The sequence below is a fragment of the Streptomyces sp. R21 genome (assembly GCF_041051975.1).
Lineage (GTDB): Bacteria > Actinomycetota > Actinomycetes > Streptomycetales > Streptomycetaceae > Streptomyces.
Window position 1 is genome coordinate 9,204,907 of record NZ_CP163435.1, and the last position, 19,824, is coordinate 9,224,730.

General features: G+C 71.2%; 21 protein-coding genes. 10 read left to right on the forward strand and 11 right to left on the reverse strand.

Going from position 1 to position 19,824, the window contains the following annotated elements:
• The first annotated feature begins 87 nt into the window (after positions 1 to 87).
• The 3 genes from AB5J56_RS41195 (at position 88) to AB5J56_RS41205 (ending at position 2,376) form a co-directional block, all read left to right on the forward strand.
• On the forward strand, positions 88 to 552 hold the full coding sequence (locus tag AB5J56_RS41195) for a MerR family transcriptional regulator (RefSeq protein ID WP_369240954.1): 465 nt from the start codon (positions 88 to 90) through the stop codon (positions 550 to 552).
• An 8-nt stretch (positions 553 to 560) separates the two neighbouring features.
• Entirely contained in the window at positions 561 to 1,586 is a 1,026-nt protein-coding gene (locus AB5J56_RS41200; RefSeq protein ID WP_369240956.1) for an aldo/keto reductase, read from the forward strand.
• Positions 1,587 to 1,728: 142 nt separating this feature from the next.
• Positions 1,729 to 2,376 (forward strand): class I SAM-dependent methyltransferase, encoded by a 648-nt coding sequence (locus AB5J56_RS41205; RefSeq protein WP_369240958.1) that lies wholly within the window; start codon positions 1,729 to 1,731, stop codon positions 2,374 to 2,376.
• A gap of 56 nt (positions 2,377 to 2,432) precedes the next feature.
• Here the strand turns inward: AB5J56_RS41205 and AB5J56_RS41210 are convergent, their stop codons facing one another.
• Positions 2,433 to 3,074, reverse strand: coding sequence for a hypothetical protein (locus AB5J56_RS41210; RefSeq protein ID WP_369240960.1), 642 nt, complete (start codon positions 3,072 to 3,074; stop codon positions 2,433 to 2,435).
• A 52-nt stretch (positions 3,075 to 3,126) separates the two neighbouring features.
• On the opposite strand from AB5J56_RS41210, the gene AB5J56_RS41215 reads away from it, so the two are divergent.
• Together AB5J56_RS41215 and AB5J56_RS41220 are read left to right on the forward strand one after the other, a co-directional pair.
• On the forward strand, positions 3,127 to 3,747 hold the full coding sequence (locus AB5J56_RS41215) for a TetR/AcrR family transcriptional regulator (protein ID WP_369240962.1): 621 nt from the start codon (positions 3,127 to 3,129) through the stop codon (positions 3,745 to 3,747).
• Complete coding sequence (locus tag AB5J56_RS41220) at positions 3,744 to 5,573, forward strand: alpha/beta fold hydrolase (protein ID WP_369240964.1); 1,830 nt, start codon at positions 3,744 to 3,746, stop codon at positions 5,571 to 5,573. The genes AB5J56_RS41215 and AB5J56_RS41220 overlap by 4 nt, the downstream gene beginning before the upstream one ends.
• A 10-nt stretch (positions 5,574 to 5,583) precedes the next feature.
• On the opposite strand, the gene AB5J56_RS41225 is transcribed toward AB5J56_RS41220, so the two are convergent.
• Entirely contained in the window at positions 5,584 to 6,726 is a 1,143-nt protein-coding gene (locus AB5J56_RS41225) for a methyltransferase (RefSeq protein WP_369240966.1), read from the reverse strand.
• A gap of 88 nt (positions 6,727 to 6,814) precedes the next feature.
• Here AB5J56_RS41225 and AB5J56_RS41230 point away from each other — a divergent pair, with 88 nt between their 5' ends.
• Positions 6,815 to 7,465 (forward strand): alpha-ketoglutarate-dependent dioxygenase AlkB, encoded by a 651-nt coding sequence (locus AB5J56_RS41230; RefSeq protein ID WP_369240968.1) that lies wholly within the window; start codon positions 6,815 to 6,817, stop codon positions 7,463 to 7,465.
• Between the two features lie 435 nt (positions 7,466 to 7,900).
• Positions 7,901 to 9,160, forward strand: coding sequence for an ROK family protein (locus AB5J56_RS41235; RefSeq protein WP_369240970.1), 1,260 nt, complete (start codon positions 7,901 to 7,903; stop codon positions 9,158 to 9,160).
• A 96-nt stretch (positions 9,161 to 9,256) separates the two neighbouring features.
• Here AB5J56_RS41235 and AB5J56_RS41240 read toward each other — a convergent pair whose 3' ends face one another.
• The 7 genes from AB5J56_RS41240 to AB5J56_RS41270 form a co-directional block, all read right to left on the reverse strand.
• Entirely contained in the window at positions 9,257 to 10,516 is a 1,260-nt protein-coding gene (locus tag AB5J56_RS41240; protein ID WP_369240972.1) for a GNAT family N-acetyltransferase, read from the reverse strand.
• 263 nt (positions 10,517 to 10,779) lie between these two features.
• Positions 10,780 to 11,559 (reverse strand): VOC family protein, encoded by a 780-nt coding sequence (locus tag AB5J56_RS41245; RefSeq protein WP_369240974.1) that lies wholly within the window; start codon positions 11,557 to 11,559, stop codon positions 10,780 to 10,782.
• A 100-nt stretch (positions 11,560 to 11,659) separates the two neighbouring features.
• Positions 11,660 to 12,109 (reverse strand): tautomerase family protein, encoded by a 450-nt coding sequence (locus AB5J56_RS41250; RefSeq protein ID WP_369240976.1) that lies wholly within the window; start codon positions 12,107 to 12,109, stop codon positions 11,660 to 11,662.
• Positions 12,110 to 12,173: 64 nt separating this feature from the next.
• Positions 12,174 to 13,082: a phosphotriesterase gene (locus AB5J56_RS41255; RefSeq protein ID WP_369240978.1), complete on the reverse strand. Its 909-nt coding sequence runs from the start codon at positions 13,080 to 13,082 to the stop codon at positions 12,174 to 12,176.
• Complete coding sequence (locus AB5J56_RS41260; protein WP_369240980.1) at positions 13,079 to 13,663, reverse strand: DUF4865 family protein; 585 nt, start codon at positions 13,661 to 13,663, stop codon at positions 13,079 to 13,081. The genes AB5J56_RS41255 and AB5J56_RS41260 overlap by 4 nt, the downstream gene beginning before the upstream one ends.
• An 83-nt stretch (positions 13,664 to 13,746) precedes the next feature.
• On the reverse strand, positions 13,747 to 14,142 hold the full coding sequence (locus tag AB5J56_RS41265) for a cupin domain-containing protein (RefSeq protein WP_369240982.1): 396 nt from the start codon (positions 14,140 to 14,142) through the stop codon (positions 13,747 to 13,749).
• A gap of 5 nt (positions 14,143 to 14,147) precedes the next feature.
• Positions 14,148 to 14,717, reverse strand: coding sequence for a TetR/AcrR family transcriptional regulator (locus tag AB5J56_RS41270; RefSeq protein ID WP_369240984.1), 570 nt, complete (start codon positions 14,715 to 14,717; stop codon positions 14,148 to 14,150).
• A 197-nt stretch (positions 14,718 to 14,914) separates the two neighbouring features.
• On the opposite strand from AB5J56_RS41270, the gene AB5J56_RS41275 reads away from it, so the two are divergent.
• From AB5J56_RS41275 to AB5J56_RS41285, 3 genes are read left to right on the forward strand one after another with little or no spacing between them, the layout of a single operon-like run.
• The gene (locus AB5J56_RS41275) at positions 14,915 to 15,214 is read left to right on the forward strand and encodes an SHOCT domain-containing protein (RefSeq protein WP_369243082.1); all 300 of its coding nucleotides are present in this window, start codon (positions 14,915 to 14,917) and stop codon (positions 15,212 to 15,214) included.
• Positions 15,211 to 15,987, forward strand: a complete 777-nt coding sequence (locus AB5J56_RS41280) for an ABC transporter ATP-binding protein (protein ID WP_369240986.1) — start codon at positions 15,211 to 15,213, stop codon at positions 15,985 to 15,987. The genes AB5J56_RS41275 and AB5J56_RS41280 overlap by 4 nt, the downstream gene beginning before the upstream one ends.
• The gene (locus tag AB5J56_RS41285) at positions 15,984 to 18,545 is read left to right on the forward strand and encodes an ABC transporter permease (RefSeq protein ID WP_369240988.1); all 2,562 of its coding nucleotides are present in this window, start codon (positions 15,984 to 15,986) and stop codon (positions 18,543 to 18,545) included. Before AB5J56_RS41280 ends, AB5J56_RS41285 begins: the two co-directional genes overlap by 4 nt.
• A gap of 32 nt (positions 18,546 to 18,577) precedes the next feature.
• Here the strand turns inward: AB5J56_RS41285 and AB5J56_RS41290 are convergent, their stop codons facing one another.
• Both AB5J56_RS41290 and AB5J56_RS41295 read right to left on the reverse strand, forming a co-directional pair.
• Positions 18,578 to 19,093, reverse strand: coding sequence for an ATP-binding protein (locus tag AB5J56_RS41290; RefSeq protein ID WP_369240990.1), 516 nt, complete (start codon positions 19,091 to 19,093; stop codon positions 18,578 to 18,580).
• A 218-nt stretch (positions 19,094 to 19,311) separates the two neighbouring features.
• A complete protein-coding gene (locus AB5J56_RS41295) occupies positions 19,312 to 19,635 on the reverse strand; it encodes a hypothetical protein (RefSeq protein ID WP_369240992.1) in 324 nt (107 codons plus the stop codon).
• Between the last annotated feature and the right edge of the window lie 189 nt (positions 19,636 to 19,824).

Genomic DNA, 19,824 nt, shown 5'->3' on the forward strand with positions numbered 1-19,824 from the left:
GGAGGTTGAAAGAGCCCCCGACCCGAAGCCGGCCCGTGGAGGGCGGCGCTTGCTTCAAGTGCACTTGAACCCCCTAGCGTTGCCGGCATGACGGTGATCGACAGCACCCCCGTGACACCCCCGTCCCTGGACGCCTGTGTGTCCGTCGGGACGGTGCATCCGCGACCCGACGGCCAGGACCGCTACACGATCAGCGAGGTCGCGGCGTTCACCGGACTCAGGGCGCACACCCTGCGCTGGTACGAGCAGATCGGCCTGATGCCGCATGTGACGCGGTCGCACACCGGCCAGCGTCTCTTCGGCAACAGGGACCTGGACTGGCTCACCTTTGTGCGGAAGCTGCGGCTGACCGGGATGCCGATCGCCGACATGGTCCGCTTCGCGGAGCTGGTCCGCCAGGGCGAGGCCACCTACGACGAACGGCGGGAGATCCTGGAACAGACCCGGCGCGAGGTCGTCGCCCGCGTCGCGGAGCTGCAGGACACCCTCGCCGTACTCGACTCGAAGATCGACTTCTACGCGGACGCCCGCCGGGCGCCGGAAGGGGCCTGAGCGCCATCATGAGCAACGCCATCGAACAGATCCGCAAGGTCGGGCTGGGCACCGGCGGTCCCCTCGTCGGCATCCAGGGCTTCGGCGCCATGGGCATCAGCGCCGCCTACGGACAGACGGACGACACGGCGGCCCGCGACACCCTGGAGGCCACCGTCGAGGCGGGCGTCACCCTCATCGACACCGCCGACATGTACGGCGTCGGTGCCAACGAGGAGTTCCTCGCGCCGTTCGTCGCCGCGCACCGCGACGAGATCACCCTGGCCACCAAGTTCGGCATCGAATACCGTGCCGACGACCCGAGTTACCGGGCCATCCGCAACGATCCCGCCTACATCAGGAAGGCCGTCGACGCGAGCCTGCGCCGTCTGGACGTCGAGGTCATCGACCTCTACTACATGCACCGCCGCGACCCCGCCGTCCCGCTGGCCGAGTCCGTCGGCGCCATGGCCGAACTGGTGCGGGAAGGCAAGGTCAAGCATCTCGGCCTGAGCGAGGTCACCGGTGCGGAGCTGCGCGAGGCGCACGCCGTGCACCCGATCACCGCCCTGCAGACGGAGTGGTCGCTCTTCAGCCGGGACGTCGAGCACAGCGCGGTGGGCGCGGCCGCCGAACTCGGCGTCGCCTTCGTGCCGTACTCGCCGCTCGGCCGGGGATTTCTGACCGGTGCGTTCACCGACGCGAACAAGGACCTCTCCGGCAGCGACTTCCGTCAGCTGCTGCCACGCTTCACCGGCGACAACGCCAAGGCGAACGCCGCACTCCTGGCACCCCTGCACAAGATCGCAGCCGACCATGGCGCCACCCCGGCGCAGATCGCCCTGGCCTGGGTGCAGCAGCGGGCCCAGGTAAACGGCCTGACCGTCGTTCCGATCCCCGGAACCCGCAAGCGCAGCCGCCTCCTTGAGAATGCCGCGGCCACCCGGATCGTACTGACCGCCGAAGAGCTGGCGCTCCTGGAGCCGCTCGCCGGCCAGGTAGCGGGTGACCGCTACGGGGACATGTCACTCACCTCCGCGGCCCGGGAGTCCTAGGGTCCGCCGACCAGGTCGTCCTCATCCCCACCGAGCCGTCGGACGCCGCCGCGGCACTGCGCGACCTGCTGGTGCACGCCTCGGCAGAGGTGTCCTCCACGGGTCACTGACGCAGGCCCTCTCCTCCCGCTACGGTCTCCGGGTGACCGAACTCGACACCTCGCACGCCACCCGCGACGCCTACGACGCCATCGCCACCACCTACGCGCAGATGTTCCACGGCTCCCTGGGCGACCGTCCTTTGGAGCGCGCCCTCCTCAGTGCCTTCGCGGAGCTGGTGCGGACGAACGGCGACGGTGCGGTCGCGGATCTCGGCTGCGGACCGGGTGACATCACCGCTCACCTCCACGGGCTGGGCCTGAATGCCTTCGGCGTCGACGCCTCCCCTGTGATGGTCGAGCTCGCTCGCAAGGCCAACCCCGGGCTGCGCTTCGAGGTCGGTTCGATGGCCGCCCTGGACATCGAGGACGGCGCGCTCGGCGGGGTGCTCTCGCGATGGTCCGTCATCCACACCCCGCCGCAGGACCTCCCCGCGATCCTGGCCGAGATCGCCCGGGTCCTGGCTCCCGGCGGGCAGGTGTTGATCGAATTCCCCGCCACCGACGGCCCCCACCACGAGACGCAGTCCTACGACCACGCGGTGGTGACGGCCTACCGCTGGTCGCCCGATCGCTTCGCCGAGCTCCTGCGCGAGCAGGAACTGGCGGAGTCGGCCCGCCTGGTGATCGAGCCGAAGCCCACTGACCGGCGGCAGTTCCGGGAAGTCCAGCTCCTCGCACACAAGGCGTAGACCGAGAAGTCATTCACCATTAGCAGACCAACCACGGAAGTCCCGTCCAGCGCCCTCTACTTGATCGTGCCCGTCCAATGCGGGTCCTCGGCCCGTACGTCGTCTCCGATGTCGTTCCGGCTGAAGGTGATGACCAGGGCGGTGCCGTACGTCTTGTCGAGGGCGCCGTCGTTGGTGAAAGTGCCGGTGTGGCCCGGGGCGATGCGGCCGCTCATGTAGCGCGAGCCTTTTTCCACGGTGAGTGCGGCCGGGGTGCCGCCGTTGGTGGCGCCCTCTTCCTCCTCGTAGACGTTTGCGAGGTCGAGCGGCCGCTTGGTGCCGTTGTAGATGTTCCAGGTCACGCGGTACGCGGTCTGATCGGCGTCCGGATGGTCGTCGTACTCGCCGAAGCGGGTGATCCTGCCGATGCTCCTGACGGTGATCTTCACGCCGTCGTCGTAGGCGAAGGTGTCGCCGAGGGCCAGTTCGGTGTCGGGCTGTTGGCCGGACGGTGTCGATGCGCTGCCGCATTGGTCGATCCAGTCGGACTGCGACAACGTGGAGTCGGGTCCGCAGTCGGGCGTCTTCGGAGCCGTGCTCCTGGGCGTCTGGGTCCCTCGGTGGGGCGCGGTCTGTGTGGCCCGTTCGGCATGGCCCTGGCTGTCGTCGGAGCAGCCGGCGAGCGCGCCGGCGTGGGGGACCGGGGAGGGGGGATTCATTTTCGCGGCTGCCGCCTGGTGAAAATATATAGACCGGTCTATTGTTCTGGTCATGGGTGAAACCAAGAGCGCCGAAACCAAAGGTGCCAGGACCAGCGCACGGCTGGCCGAGTCGATGCTCGAGCTGATTCAGGCCCGCGGATACAGCGGGACGGGGCTCAACACCGTCGTGGAGCATGCGGGCGCTCCCAAGGGGTCGTTGTACTTCCACTTTCCCGAAGGGAAGGAGGCGCTCGGGGAGAAGGCCATCGCGCTTGCTGCCGAGCGGTTCGGCTCGCTGGTGGCCGATTCGGCGCTGGAGTCCGGGACGCCGGGTGACGTGGTCCGCCGCGTGATCGACGTACTCGCCGGAATGCTCACCGACAGCGATTTCCAGCTCGGCTGCCCTGTCTCCGTCGTCACTCTGGAGATGGGTGCGCACAGCGAGCGCCTGCGGAGCGCCTGCGCGGACGCCTTCGACACCTGGGTCACCGCCGTGGCCGACCACCTGGTCGCACACGGGCGTTCCCGTGCGCAGGCCCGCACGCTCGCGACGACCGTCGTCAGCACGGTCGAGGGCTCGGTCATCGTCTCGCGTGCCCAGCGGTCGGTGGAGCCGTTGCGCTGCGCCGCCGAAGTGCTCGCCGTGCTCTTGGATCAGTACGCCGCCCCGGCCCCCGAGGTGTCGTCGTGAATGCCGCCGATCGGCACGCCCTGGTGTTCGGTGCGACCGGACTCATCGGGCGGCACCTGGTGCTCGCGCTGAACCGGGCCGGGGTGCGAGTGAGCACCGCCAACCGGAGTGATGAGGTGTATCTGCGGCTCGTCGACTGGCTGGCGGCGCACGGCTGCGACACCGCCCCCGCAGACCTCCGCGTCGACTTCGCGGCACCGTCGTTGCTCCATGGTGAAGCGGCCGGATGGGACGACGTCACCGAGATATACAACTGCGCCGGCGCCTACCGCTTCGGGATGTCGAGGGACGAAGCCCGTCGCGCCAACGTGGACAGCGTGCGCGCGATCGTCGTCCTCGCGTCAGGCCTGCGGCGGCTGCACCGACTGGTTCATGTCTCCGGATACCGGGTGGGCGGGCAGGATCCGGGGCAGGTTCCCTGGAACGATGAGCGGACACGGAAAACCTACGAAGCCCTCGGGGCGTACGAGGCTTCCAAGGTGGAGGCGGACGCCGAACTCCAGGCGACCGCCGACCAGTTGGGCGTCCCCTGGTCCATCGTCAACCCGTCCAGTGTGATCGGTGACAGCGCCACCGGCGAGTCCGACCAGTACCTCGGCCTCGCGCAGAGCCTGAAGGAGATCTGGCACGGCACCATGGCGGCCCTGCCCGGCAACGCGCAGACGTTCGTTCCCGTGGTCCCCGTCGACCACCTCGCCCGCTTCATGACCCTCCTCCCGCCGGACCAGGCCACCGAGCGCGCGGCCTATTGGGTGCTCGACGACGAGACGCCCGCACTGCCCGACCTGCTCGCACTCGTCGGACGGCATTACCAGGTCAAGGTCCCCCGGACGCGGATCCCTGTGTCCCTCGTGCGCCGTCTGCCCCGATGGCTGACCAAGGCCGATCCGGAGACCCTGACCTTCCTGTCGGGCGATCGCTACCCCACGGAGTCGGCGGTCGAGTTCGCCGACCGCCACAGCCTGCCCCTGCCGGACGGCATCACCTCGCTGCTCCGCTGGGCCGACCACCTGGCCGCGCACCGGTTCGGGGACGCCCCCGGCGGCAGGCGCCGCTTCACCGCACCCGCCGGTGTGCGGACGTTTGAGCTCGGCGATCCCGACGCCCCCACCGTGGTGTTCCCGGGCCTGCCGGTGAACGCCGACACCTGGGCCCCGGTCCGCGAGGCGCTCGGCTCGGCCCGCGTCGTGGACCTCCCAGGGCTGGGCGCGAGCGGGGGAGACCGGGGCGACTGGCGGACATGGTCGACCGCGCTGATCGCGGAGACCGGCGCCCGCCACCTGGTGGGTCACTCCATCGGTGCGGCCGCCGCGCTGGAAGCCGCCGGGGCCCGTCCCGACCTCGTGGAGCACCTGACGCTGGTCGCGCCGTTCTTCCTCCAGGCGCGAGCCGGGTTCATGTCGCGGTGGACGCCCCTGACCCGGTCGTATCTACGACGAGTTGGTCCCGAAGCGCTGTCGAAGCGGCTCACCGGCGGCGCGGCGCACGCGCAGGCACTCGCCTCAAGTACCGCCGATCTACGTCGAGATGACGTGGCGTCCCGCGCGGCCCGGCTTCTCGCCGAGGCGAGCGACGAGCAGTGGCGAACGGAGCTGCGCGCCGCCCTACGGCAATACCCGGGCCCAGTCCATGTGATCGTAGGAGCCGACGATCCGCTCACCCCCGAAGCGCGCGCGCTCCTGGACAGCCTTCCGCAGGTCACGGTGACAGTCATCGCCGGTGCGGGCCATCATCCGCAACTGACTCACCCGGGCGAACTCGCCGATGCCATAGCCGGGTTCACGGCCCGAACGCCTGATACCCGGTCCGCTGTGAAGCAGACCTGAACCGACGCCCCTACTTCTTCACGGCCCTCAGCACCACGAACTTCGCATCGCTCGCGACCAGTTCACTGTTCCCGAACAGGCGCCGCAGCTTGAGGTGGTAGCCGAGATGCCGGTTGCCGATCACCCACAGCTCACCGCCCGGCCGCAGTACGCGGCGGGCGCCGGTGAACATGCGCCAGGCCGTGGCGTCCGTGGTCGACTGGTGGGAGTGGAAGGGCGGGTTGTTGAGGACGAGGTCGGCGCTCGCGGCGGGGATGTCCGCCAGGCCGTCGCCGACGCGGAACTCGGCGGCGCCCTCGGCGTTCGCCCGGTACGTCGCCTCCGCCGAGGCCACCGCCTGGTAGGACTCGTCCACGAACAGCAGCTCGGCCTCCGGATTGGCCAGCGCCACCGCCGTACCGACGACCCCGTTGCCGCAGCCGAGATCGACGACGCGCTCGGCGCCCCGGCTGCGCGGAAGGTGCTGGAGGAGGAAGCGGGTGCCGATGTCGAGACGGTCGGCGCAGAAGACCCCCGCGTGGTTGGTGACGGTCCGGCCGGAGACCTGGCCGATGCCGTCGGGGAGGTCGTAGCGGTACGGCCATGGGTTGGCGCCCCGGGTGAGGGCCGGGTCCGGCGTGCAGAAGATGAGCCGGGCCTTCTTCTCGGCCAGCGAGGTGCGGGTCGGACCGAGGATCCGCTCGAACAGGTTCAGCGTGGAGGTGTGGATCTCCTTGACCATCCCGGTGCCGACGACGACCGTGCCCTCGTGCACGCCGGGCGCCAGCCGGTGCAGCTGGTCCTCCAGCAGGGCCAGGCTCTTCGGCACGCGGACCAGCAGCACGTCGATACGGTCGGGAGGCGTGTCCTGTGTGGTGAGGAGCCGTACGGCCGACTCGTCCGCGCCGCCCCGGGCGAGGTTCGCGAGCGTCGCCTCGCGGGCGAGGAACGAGTCGGTGATCTGCGTCGGCCGGTGCGCCGACAGTGCGGTGGTGAGGGCGCCCCAGCGGTCGCCGACCACCACGACCGCCCCGGACAGCGAGGTGCCGCTCTCCGCGAGGTGCCGCAGCAGATAGGTGTCCGCCGCGTCCCAGGCACGCAGCCGGTCGCGGGGGTCCTCGGGGTAGCGGGTGAGCGCGTACGCGCCCCAGGGGGTGGTCATACCGTCGTTCATCGTGCGTCCAGGCTAGCCGAGCCGCAGCTCAGGACTGTCAGCACCGCTCAGGGAGGACGGATCGGCGGGATGCGCGAGGATGGCCTTCATGGACAGTGAGCTGTTTCCGCGCGGCCGGACGGAGGTCGCGCCGGACGCCGTACACCTGCCGGACTGGTTCGACGCCGAGCGCCAGGAAAAGCTCCTGGAGGCCTGCCGGGCATGGGCCCGCCCACCGGCCGGCCTGCGCACGGTCCGCACCCCTGGCGGCGGCACGATGACCGCCCGACAGGTGTGCCTGGGCTGGCACTGGTATCCGTACGGCTACGCGCGCACCGTCGTCGACGGCGAAGACGCCCCCGTGAAACCGTTCCCCGCCTGGCTGGGCGAGCTGGGCCGCAGCGCGGTCGCCGACGCCCTCGGTGAGGAGGCCGCCACGGCAGCCGCGTACGACATCGCCCTGATCAACTTCTACGCCGGCGACGCCCGTATGGGCATGCACCGCGACAGCGACGAGAAGTCGGACGCGCCGGTGGTGTCCCTGAGCCTCGGCGACACCTGCGTCTTCCGGTTCGGGAACACCGAGTCGCGGACGCGGCCGTACACGGATGTGGAGCTGCGCAGCGGAGACCTGTTCGTGTTCGGGGGCGCGTCGCGGCTGGCGTACCACGGCGTACCGCGAGTACGTGCGGGCACGGCGCCGCCCGGACTCGGCCTGACAGGGCGCCTGAACATCACCCTGCGGGTCAGCGGCCTGTAGGTTGGAAGGTCCGACCGGAGGTCAATCCCCGTCTCTGTCAGGCGACTTGTGCGGTCTGGGTGATCGCCGAGGGGGTGAACGTCCCCGCGCCGGGCGGATCGGTGAGGCGGACGCGGTGCTGCGGTGCGGTGCCGTCGGTTCCCCGGAGCTCAAGTTGCGTACGGACGGGGAGGGTTGGCGCTATCGCGACTAGGAACACGTGCACCCTACGTGCGCGGTGCTCGCCAACCGCCGCGAGGGCAGCCTCACGTTCAGGCACCTGACCTCCTCCCGGTGTCTGGCGCCTTGCCTCGCTCTCCCCATCCCCTGGCACCCCAACCGCCCGAGCCCTGGCTCGCGACCTGGTGACCGACACCCTGGCGACGAGCCACCACCTCCGCCTCCCTCCCTGCCGGGTAGGACACCAACCATCCGGATCATGGGAGACTCGCCCTCATGAACGGCAAGGCGGGCCCCCGGGCGACGGGGGAAGGGACCACGGGCTCGACGGGGACCACGCGGACGCGGCTGGACCGAGGGCGCGGTGCGCTCGGGCCGGCTTTGGAACTCGTGCATACCGGACGTGCGCCGACGCGTGCCGTACTCACCGCCGAGCTGGGGGTCACCCGGGCGACGGCGGGCGCGGTGGCCGCGGAGCTGGAGGCGCTGGGGCTGATCCGGGTGGACGCGCGGCCCGCGGCGGCGGCCGGTTCGCAGGGGCGGCCCTCGCACCGGCTGGAGGTCGCCGAGGACGGCCCGGTGGCGCTGGCCGCGCAGGTGCACGCCGATGGCTTCCGTGCCGCTCTGGTCGGACTGGGCGGCCGTATCGTCGCCACCGCGCCGGGTTGCGAGACGGTCGACGCCGATCCGGCGAAAGTGCTGGGCTCGGTCGTCGAGGCCGGTGCCGAGCTGCTGCGCGAGACCGGGCGGCGGTGTGTGGGCGCCGGGCTCGCCGTGCCGTCAGCGGTCGCCGAACCGGAGGGGCTCGCCCTCAACCCGCTGCACCTTGCCTGGCCCGCAGGCGCGCCGGTGCGTCAGATCTTCGCCGAGCGGGTGCGCGCGGCCGGCATCACGGGGCCCGCGTTCGCGGCCAACGACGTCAACCTCGCCGCGCTCGCAGAGCACCGCCACGGGGCCGGGCGCGGCGCCCGTGACCTGCTGTGCGTGGCGACCGGACACCGGGGCGTCGGCGGCGCCCTCGTCCTCGACGGGCGGCTGCACACGGGCAGTTCGGGGCTCGCCCTCGAAGTCGGGCACCTCACCGTCAACCCCGAGGGGCGCCCCTGCTACTGCGGCAGCCGCGGCTGCCTCGACGTCGAGGCGGACCCGCTGGCGTTCCTCACCGCGGCCGGCCGCGAGCCCGGGCCGGTGGTGTCGCTGCTTCAGCAGGCCAACGACCTGATCCGCAGCCAGTACGCCGACCCGGTCGTCCGTACGGCAGTGGAGGCGCTGATCGACCGCCTGGGACTGGGACTTGCGGGACTGGTCAACATCCTCAACCCGGACCGGATCATCCTCGGCGGCCTGCACCGCACCCTGCTCGACACCGATCCGGACCGGCTGAGGGCCGTCGTCGCCGACCGCAGCCTGTGGGGGCAGAGCGGCGGCGTACCGATCCTCGCCTGCACCCTGGACCACAACAGCCTTGTGGGGGCAGCTGAGTTGGCGTGGCAGCCGGTGCTCGACGACCCGCTGGCGGCGCTGGCACCGGTCTAGACGGAGTCTGGCAGCCAGTCTGCGTGCAGAGTCAACAGCCCTTCGTGGCCGTCCGGTTCGGCGACCACGCCGTCGACCGCGCGCTCAGCACGGCGGTCAGAACCAGTGCAGGCAGTGCGGGGAGCGCTCGGCACGGAAGAGGGCGTCGGCGAGGGTGGCGGCGCCCGGGCGGTGGGCCCGTATGTGTCCGGCGCGCACGAGCGTGCTCGGGGTGGTGCCGCCGAGGTAGATCGAACCGAGGTCGCTCACGTCCAGGGAAAGGTCGGGTTCCCGGTCCGTAGGGACGCACTCGGCCTTGCTGTCCCGGACGCTCAGCAGGTAGCGGCCGTGTTCGCCGAGGAACGGGTCGTCGACGTCGAGGACGAGCTCGCCGTCCGTGAACCAGCCGCGCGCGGTCAGCGCACGCGGGACGTCCAGCAGCCGCACCCAGAGCCAGTCCATGTCGTTGCTCACCTGACCGGCGCGGAAGTCCGCAAGCTGCCAGCGCAGCGGGTGATCGGGCGGGAAGTGCTTGAACACGACCTGACTGACCAGGTCGTGTCCGAGCACGAACCGGGCCAGAGCCGTCGAGACGGCGTCGTCGATGGCGATGGTCTCGTCGACCGTCAAGGTGTTGGGGTCGTCGATCGAGTAGCTGGCGTAGCCGTCCGGCACGCCGTCGGCGTCGCGGTGCACGGCGACGTAGCGCGGCGCGGTGGAGACCGGGGGCTGCCCCGCGCCCAGGGCCCACCAGCGGTGTGGCCGGGACAGCGCACCGGGCTGTGCGCGGCGGTACCGGTCGTAGACCTCTTCCAGGATCTCGCCGCACTCGGCCCGCCGTAGCACCTCGACCCAACCGGTGTCCGAACCGGTGTCCGAACCGGTGTCCGAACCGGTCGCCCCCACGGCGGCCGTGCCATGCGCCCGGGGAAGGGTGAAGGCGGCCTGGTGGCGCGGCACCGTCAGCCGCTGCGTGTAGGTCGCCGGTCCGTAGCCGAACCTGCGGTAGATCAGGGCCTCGGAGGCCAGCAGCACGGAGAGGAACTCCCCTCGGGCGCGCAGTTCGTTGAGCTGGTGCCGCATCATCGTGCGGAGCACGCCCTGGCGTCGGTGCGAGGGCAGGACGCCGACGACGGTCACCCCGGCGGCCGGGACGAGGACCTCGCCGGGCAGAGTGAGCTCGAAGGAGTACGCACCGGCGGTACCCACGGGCCGCCCGTCCTCCGTGATGGCGAGCAGACCGCGGTCCATTTCGAGTGCCGACCACCAGACCCCGCCGCCGTCCTCGGCCGGGGTTTTAGGGAAGCGCCCGAACGCGGCATGGAGTGTGTTGACGAAGACGTCGAAGTCCTGGTCGGTCGTGGAACGGATCTCCATCGCTGCCGCTGCCTCCCCGGGTACCGGTACCACGACCCGTGGTGCCTGCCACAGTGCATCGTCGACCCACGGCCAGGTCAAGCGAATTACGTCCGGTCACAGCACAGCACGGCACAGCACAGCACGGCACGGCACAGCCCGGTCCCGGGAGTGAGTCGCTGTGGTCCGGCTCGGCGACGGTGATCCCCGCCGCCGGCGGCAGCATCGCGCATCGGTGGCGCACCGAGCTGTTGCTGCCCCGGCGAACCACCCGGGTCAGAGCACTAGCTCTGCCGCGGGTTCGGCTTGAGGACGGCGAACACCGCGCCGTACGGGTCGGCCAGCCACGCGATCCGCCCGACGTCGGGCACGTCGGCGGCCGGCATGAGGACGCTCCCGCCGTTGCCCTGCACGGACGCGACCAGGGCGTCGGCGTCCGCCACCGCGAAGTACGGCACCCAGCTGGGGGCCTGCCCCTCCTGAAGCGAGGCCGCCCCGCCGAAGGAGCCGTCCTGCTGGTCGCCTTCCTCGATGCTGAGCACCCGGTAGGTCATGCCGGGTGCCTGCATCTCCTGCGAGCGCCAGCCGAACAGCCCGTTGTAGAAGCCGATGGCGCTCACCGGGTCGGGGACGTGCAGTTCCACCCACACCAGGGTGTTGTCCTCGGACGCCTTCTCCAGACCCTTGGTCTTTCCGGGCTGCCACACGGCGAACTGCGCGCCCTGCGGGTCGGTGAACTGGGCCAGCCACCCCTCGCCCATGACGTCCATGGGTTCGGCGCGCACGGCGCCGCCCCCGGCGACCACCTTGCGGGCGGTGTCCTGGATGTCCTCGGTCTTGAAGTACGTCGTCCAGGCCGACGTCGCTCCCTCCTCGCTCAGCGAGCCGAGCGCGCCGACGGTCTTGCCCGTGTGCTGGAAGAACCCGTACCCGCCGGCCTCGGGCCCCGCGGAGACGAACTCCCATCCGAACACCGCGCTGTAGAACGCGGCGGCTCCGGTCGTGTCGGGACTGCCGAGGTCGATCCAGTTGGGCGATCCGGTACGGAAGTCGGTGCCGAGCATGTGCTTCCTCCTGCGGTCTGCGGTTCCGGGACGGAGACGCCCGCTACGATGCCGATCCGCGAGGTGCCGGTACAGGTACCGGGCTCGATGCGCTGCGGTTTCACCCGAACGGGGCAGCAGGACCATGTGGCGGCGGGTCCGCCAGGGGCGATCCGGCCGTCTCGGGGGAGAGGGAGTACTGCGCCGTCCCGTGGCCCAGCGACCAGTCCACCGACTCGTTCTCGGTCAGGGTCACGAACACGTTCCGCGGCTCCGTGCCCGCGTACACTTGGGCGAGCTCGGCGATCCGCCGGTACAGGGACCGCTTCTGATCGGGTGTGCGCCCCGAGCGCAGCGTGATGGCGACGTAGACGATGCCGCTGTCGCGGTGCACGCCCAGATAGTCGTCGTAGCGCAGTGTGCTGCCGATGCCGTCGTGGCCGACGAGGACCTGGAACCGGTCGTCGGGCGGGATGCCGATCGTCTCCACCAGGGCGTCGTGCACGGCGCGCCCGAGCGCGTCGAGCCGGCCGGGATCGGTCCTCAGGGCGTCGATTCGGACGAAGGGCATGGTGGCTGCTCCCCTGCTTCTCGATTGCTCCTCGACGGAGCAGTGGCTGACGGTCCGTCGGTGCTCAGCGCCAGTCCACGGCGAAGGCTCGCCCCGGGTTCGCGGTGAGGATGTGCTCCACCAGGTCCTTGCCCAGGGCGAGTTCGAGCCTGGGGCGCACCCGGCGCAGCAGATACGGCATCCCCGGGCCGCCGTCGACCGAGCGCGCGGCAGCGGTCGTGGTGTCGCCGCCGAGCAGCAGACGGTCGCCGAAACCGGCGTCGGCGAGGGCGCGTACGGCGTCGGGCATGCGCCAGTCCGTGGCGTGGTGGGCGCGGGAGGGGCCGTCGAAGGCCAGGTAGGCGCCGGCCTCGGCGGCCTGCCGGTGCACCGTCAGATCGGGGGAGCGGTTGAGGTGGCCGAGGACGACCGACTGCGGAGCCACCCCCAACTCGCCGCAGAGCAGGTCGAGTACGTCGAGGGCGCCGGTGCCCAGTTCCAGGTGCACGGTGATCGGCGCACCGGTGGCGTGGTGCGCCTCGGCCGCCGCGGTCATCGTCCAGCGGGTGTGCGCGTCGAGGGCGTGGAAGCCGCCCGCGACCTTGATGAGTCCGGCCCGCACCCCGGACGTGCCGATGCTCGTCGTCAGTTCGGAGACGAACACGTCGGTCAGCTTGCCGCGCAGCCGACGCAGCAACTCCGGTGTGTAGTGGACGGCTTGGTGGAGGCCGGTCGCGGCGATCACGTGCACACCGGTGTCGCGGGCGAGGAGCGGGAGGTCGGCGGCGCGCCGGCCCATGCCGTACGGCGTCCACTGCACCACGCTGCCGCCGCCCTCGGCGCGGAACGCGGACAGCTCGGCCCGTGCGGCGGACGCCTCGCGCAGTTCCTGGCCGGGGAGTTGGGGGCTGCTCAGGAAGAGGTGGTCGTGTGCGTTGCACACCCCCAGGTCCTGGGGGAGTACGTCGCCCAGGACGGTGCGGACGGTGCTCACCACTGCCTGCCCCGCGGCAGACGGTCGCGCTCCGGAGCCGACATGTGCAGCACCTGGAAGACCTCGCCGGCCTCCTTGGGTGCCTCGTGGTCCCAGAGCGAGACGTGCACCAGCTCCCAGTGGCGCGGATCGACGGCGGCAGCCGCGCACACTGCCCCGTCCAGCCCGGCCAGCCGCTTCGCCTCGCGCGCCGCCTCCTCCATCGCCTCGGACAGCTCCACGCCCTCCGGGACGGGCCGTCGGTGGCGCAGCGCGACCCGGGCGGCCGATCCGGCGGCGCCGCCCTCCTCGTAGGCGAGACCGGTCCAGTGTTGGACAACCGGTCGGCCGAAGTCGTTCACGAGCCCCTGGAAGGCCCCGCCCCAGAGGAAGGAGTTCATGCCCTCGACCTGGTTCCACAGATAGAACGGGGCGTACTGGTTGACCGGTGAGCCGTCCACACCGCGCTCGCGCATCAGGTACGTCTTGAAACCGAGCCCGTCCCAGTCGTCGAGCAGGTGTCCGATGCGGGCGACGCGGTCGCGGATGATGCCCATGTCGTAGTCGGCGGGGAAGGTGAGTTCGTACTGGAGGGCGTGCATCAGGTGCCTCCTGGCGGGTTGGTTGCGGGGGAGCGGGGGCTCTTCCACTGGCTCAGGGCTCAGGCGGGACAGCCGGCCATGGCTCAGGCGGGGTAGTCGTCCGGTCCGACGTGCTTGTCCCACTCCGTCGTCGTGCCGTCCTCGGCCGCCTCGACGACCGCGAGATGCGTCATGAAGGTGCGCGGCGCCGCGCCGTGCCAGTGCCATTCGCCGGGTTCGATCCACACCGTGTCACCCGCGCGGATCGCCTCTGCGGTCCCGCCCTTGCGCTGCACCAGACCCTCGCCCTCCAGGACATGCAGGACCTGGCCGTGCGGGTGGCGGTGCCAGGCGGTGTGCGCGCCGGGCGCGAAGTGGACGTTGAACATCCGCAGCCGGGACGGGGGCGGGGGTGCGGCGACCTCGTCGAGCCACACCGTGCCGGTGAAGGTCTCCGCCGGGCCCTGCTGGGTGTCGGGGCGCTTGCGCGTGATGTCCATGTGGGTCAATTCCCTTGTCGGAGAGGGGCGAGGAGAGCGAGCAGCCCGCGGACACCGGTGTCGAAGGCGGCGGGGTTGCCGGAGGCCCGGGCCAGCACATAGCCGCCCTGGACGGTTGCGACGATCGTCGCGGCGATCTCCTCGCCGTCGAGGGAAGGCGCGAACTGGCCCTGTTCCTGGCCCTCTTCGACGATCCCGGCGAGCCGCTCGCACAGCCAGTCGATCGTCTCGTCGACGGGCGCGCGCAGCTCGTCGTTCGCGATCACGTCGGGGTCCATGGTCAGCCGCCCGACGGGGCAGCCGCGCAGCACGTCGCGCTCGCGTCGCAGATACGCCTCGATGCGCTCGTACGGCGAGCCGGGCCCGCCCAGTACGCCCTCGGCAGTAGCCCGCAACTCCTCGGCGGTGCGGCGGATCGCGGCCAGGGCCAGATCGGGCTTGCCCTTGAAGTGGTGGTACATGCTGCCCTGCCCGGCGCCCGCCTGCTGCTGGATCGCCTTGGGGCTGGTGCCCACATAGCCGCGCTCCCACAGCAGCTCGCGCGTGGCGTCGATGAGTCGGTCCGGAGTGCTCATGACGGCACTGTACCTACTACTAGGTACAGAAGTACATACTAGTAGGTACAGAAAGCGAAGGGCGTAGGGAGCAGGCGTGCACGCCCCGCGTACTCCCACGGGGGTACGCGCACTGCCGCTGGCCGTACGACGACTCGGACCCCCTCCCGGAGCGAGCCTCAAGTCATCACGAGAAACGCACCGAGGAGATGACTGAGATGCAGACCCTGGCGAACTGGGACGGCGGGCCCGGCCCGTGGATTCTGTTCTTCCCGCTGATCTGGGCGGCCGTCGTGATCGGCGTCGTGACCGTCCTGCGCCGCACCGTCTGGCGCGGCCGTCGCGGACCGCTCGGACCGTGGCGCGCGATGGACGACGTACGGCCCCGGAGCGACTCCCCGATCGACGTGCTCGGCCGCCGCTTCGCCTCCGGCGAGATCGACGAGGACGAGTACTGGGGTCGGCTGTCCGTCCTGGACGAGCAGTTCGGGCGCCTGGGCAAGGGCGGTGCGGCATGAGCAGCCCGTCGGTCGAGGCCACCACGACCGCCACGCGTCATGCCGCGAGTGTCGCCGACGCCGTCAAGGTGTACGGCTCCGGCGACACCGCCGTGCGGGCCCTGGACGGGGTGAGCATCGGCTTTCCGGCCGGGCGCTTCACCGCGATCATGGGCCCCTCGGGCTCCGGCAAGTCCACCCTGATGCACTGTGCGGCGGGCCTCGACACCCTCACCTCCGGCGCCGCGTTCATCGGCGACACCGCACTGAGCACGCTAGACGACCGCCGCCTCACCCTGCTGCGCCGCGACCGGATCGGCTTCGTCTTCCAGGCCTTCAACCTGGTTCCGACGCTGACGGTCGCCGAGAACATCACGCTGCCCATCGACCTGGCGGGCGGCACGGGGGACAGGCAGTGGATCGACGCGCTCGTCGACGTCGTCGGCCTGCGTGACCGGCTCCACCACCGCCCCGCCGAGCTCTCCGGCGGGCAGCAGCAACGCGTCGCCGTGGCACGGGCGTTCGCCGGGCAGCCCGATGTCGTCTTCGCCGACGAGCCGACCGGCAACCTCGACTCGCGCTCCGGTGAGGAAGTACTGAACCTGCTCGGCCGCGCGGTGCGCCAGATGGACCGCACGGTCGTGATGGTCACGCACGACCCGGTCGCCGCGGCACACGCCGACGAGGTCGTCTTCCTCGCCGACGGACGCCTCGTGGACCGTATGGAGTCCCCGACCGCGGACAGGGTCCTCGACCGCATGAAGGCCTTCGACAGCAAGGGGGCGCCGTCATGAACGCGTCCGTGCGCATCAGCACCTCGTCGCTGCGCGCCCACAAACGACGCTTCGCCGGCACCTTCCTGGCGGTGCTCCTCGGAGTCGCCTTCCTCGCCGGCACGTTGGTCATGGGCGACACACTGCGAGCCAGCTTCGACACGATGTTCGGCGACGCGACCAGCGGCACCGACGCCGTCGTCCGCAGCGCCGACACCATCACCACACCCGGCGAGAGCCAGGGCGTACGCCAGCCTGTCGACATCGGCCTGGTGAAGACGATCGAGAACACCCCGGGTGTCGCGGCCGCCGCGCCCGACATCGAGGGCGCGGGCCAACTGGTCGGCTCGAACGGCAAGCCCATCGGCGGCCAGGGACCGCCCACCCTCGCGGGCAACTGGATCGACGACACCAAGCTCAACGCGTACGAACTAGCCGAAGGCCGCGCCCCGTCGAAGTCCGGCGAGGTCGTCGTCAACCGGGGCGCCGCCAAGAAGGGCGACCTGCAGATCGGCGACACCACGACCCTGCGTACCCCCGACCCCGTCAAGGTGACCGTCGTGGGCCTGGCGACCTTCGGCGGCGAGGACGGCATGGCCCAGGTGACGTTCACCGGGATGACCCAGGCCGACGCCGAGAAGTACCTCACCGCCAAGCCGGGCGAGGCCGCGAGCCTGCGCGTACGGGCCGGGCCCGGCGTCAGTCAGCAGGAACTCGTCGACAAGCTGACGCCCGTGCTGCCCAAGGGAGTTGAGGCGATCACCGGCCAGGAGTCGGCCCAGGAGAACACCGACATGATCTCCAGCCAGTTCCTGACCATCTTCACGACCTTCCTGCTGGTGTTCTCCGGCATCGCCCTGCTGGTGGCGACCTTCTCCATCCACAACACCTTCGCGATCGTCGTCGCCCAACGCACCCGCGAGAACGCCCTGTTGCGCGCCCTCGGCGCCTCCCGCCGCCAGGTCACCGTCTCGACCCTCGTCGAGGCGAGCGTCGTCGCCGTCGCCGCCTCGGCCGTCGGTCTCGCGGGCGGCATCGGCATCGCGGCGGGACTGCAGGCACTGTTCCCGGCCATCGGATTCCCCTTCCCCGACGGCGCGTTGGTGATCAGCGGCCTGTCGATGCTGCTCCCGCTCGCCGTCGGCGTCGTGGTCTGCCTCGGCTCCGCGCTGCTGCCCGCCGTACGCGCCGGACGCACCGCACCGCTGGCCGCGCTGCGCGAGACGGCCGTCGACCAGTCCGGGGCCTCCCGCACCCGCGCCGTCATCGGCGGCGGCCTGGCCGCGCTGGCCGTCGGCAGCACGCTGGGCGGCGTCCTCGTGACCCCGTCCCTGTGGCTGGCCGGGCTCGGCGCCGTGCTGGCCCTGGCCGCGTTCGTGGTCCTCGGCCCGGTCGCGTCCTCCACGGCCGTACGGGCCCTCGGCGCCCCGCTCGACAAGCTGCGCGGCGTCACGGGCGGTCTCGCCCGGCGCAACGCCCTGCGCAGCCCGAAGCGGACGGCCGCCACTGCCAGCGCCCTGATGATCGGCGTTGCCGTCGTCTCCCTGTTCACGGTCTTCGGCGCCTCGCTGAAGGCGACCATGGACCAGACCGTCTCCCGGTCGTTCGCAGGCGACGTCGCGGTCAGCACCCCCTCTTTCGGCGCGGGCGGCAGCGGGCTCAGCCCGAAGCTGGCTCCCGCGATCGCGAGCCAGCCGGCCGTCGAGGACGCCGTCGGCCTCGGCCGCGGCGTCGCCGAAGTCGACGACAAGGGACGCGCGCTGACGGTCACCGACCCGGTCACCCTCGGGAAGGTCTTCGACCTGGGCGCCGTCCGCGGCTCCCTCGACGACCTGGGCACCGACGGCATCGCCATCACCAAGGCGGAGGCCGACAAACAGCACCTGAAGACCGGCGACACCACCCGGCTCACCTTCACCGACGGCAAGCAGGAGAAGTTCACCGTCCGGGCGGTCTACGGACAGTCGGAACTCGCCGGCGACTACGTCATCACCCGCGCCGCCTGGGCCCCGCACCGCACCCAGGACTCCGACACCCTCGTCGCCGTCTCCTTCAAGGACGGCGTGAGCATCGACCAGGGCAAGGCCGCGGTCAAGAAGGTGGCGGCGCAGTACGGCAATCCCGAGGTGCAGACCCGCCACGAGTACGCGCAGTCCTCGGCCGGCGGCATCGACATGATGCTCACCCTGGTCTACGCACTGCTCGCGCTCGCCGTGCTCATCGCACTGCTCGGCATCGCCAACACCCTCACGCTCGCCATCCACGAACGCACGCGCGAACTGGGCCTGCTGCGGGCCGTCGGACAGACCCGGGCGCAGCTGCGCGCCATGGTCCGCTGGGAGTCGGTCCTGGTCGCCGCGTTCGGTACCACCGGTGGACTCGCGCTCGGCGCGTTCCTCGGCTGGGTGCTCGTCGAGGCCTCCGACGGGGCCAGCGACAGCGCGTTCGCCTTCGCGGTGCCGCCGCTCCAGCTGGTCGTGGTGGCGCTGGTGGGCCTCGCGGCCGGCGCCCTCGCGGGCCTGCGTCCGGCCCGGCGGGCGGCGCGCCTGGACGTGCTGCGCGCCATCGCCACCGAGTGACGCAGCCGCCTGCGGAGTTGGTCACCGCCCGGTCAGCCGGCAACGGCCGACCGGGCGGGAGCGTGTCCGGGCCTGCGTCCGTCGATCGTGTGCCTGCGGGTGCTCTCGCGGGCCGTGTCGTACGGCGGACGGACGGGTACCGCCACCGCGGGTGCCGGTGCCGGAAGCGTGAACCAGACGACCTTGCCCGACTCGCCGTCCGGGCGCACTCCCCAGCTCTCGCTCACCGCGGCGACCAGGGAGAGGCCGCGTCCGCAGGTGGCGAAGGAATCCGCGTCCGTCACCTCGGGGAGGCGCGGATCGTGGTCGTGCACCGAGACAGTGAGCCGGTCGAGCAGCAGCTCGATCTCCACGGTGCACAGCTTGTCGGGCTGGGCATGCCGGTGGACGTTGGTCAGGAGCTCGGTCACACCGAGCGCGGCCGGGTCTATCAAGGGGTCCAGATGCCAGTAGCGCAATTGCGCAGAGACGATTCTGCGGACCTGGCCGATCCGCGACGGCAGGGCTTGGAGCTCCACCGTGCAGTGCCTGCTTGGCTGGCTGATCACGGCTGCGACTCCCCGAATTGAGGTCCGGAAGAAGACGGAGGATCGGATCCAGCAGAGTGGCTGAGTGGAACGGCCGCCTGCTGTGGTGGCCGGCGGGCTGGTTCGCAGCGTTATCGCCGGTAAACCCAGAGTGATGTGAGAACAGCGTGACTCAGGGGATGCGGTCCTGCAACTCGCGGCCCGGTGAGCCGCTGTGCGCGAGCAGACCTGCGCCCTGCCTAACCGCTGCGCCCCGCCGCCTTGCGTACGGCCTCGATGAACCGGCGCGCAGAGGGCGGCCCCGGCTTGCCCGGCGCGGGATCGTGCTCGCCGAGGGTGAGCAGGTAGCGCGTTCCGTTGACGTCGGCCAACGCCCGGTCCTCGTGCGCGAACCAGGGCTTCGACGCGCGCACCGCCTGCACCGGCGCGCTGTCGATCTCGCTGCCGTAACTGGTGAGCAACTCGAGCCTGCCGTCGCTGATCCGGACCTGACCGGCCCGGGTGAGCGAGCGCAGCCTCTTCCCGATCCGCACTCCCGTGGCCGTGAACTCCGGCTCCGCCATGATGCCCCGCCCCCTTGTGCGCTGTTCGGATGTGCCCCGTCGAGATCCGCATGGGTCGTGATCCAGTGTGCACCCCGCCCGGGACGGTGGTCCCGTGCGGTGCAGTCTGCACGCACGCGGCGTCGAGCACCAGTGCGTACGACGACCCGGCGACACGCGGTGGGAGCACTCCCGGCGAATGCGCCCCCG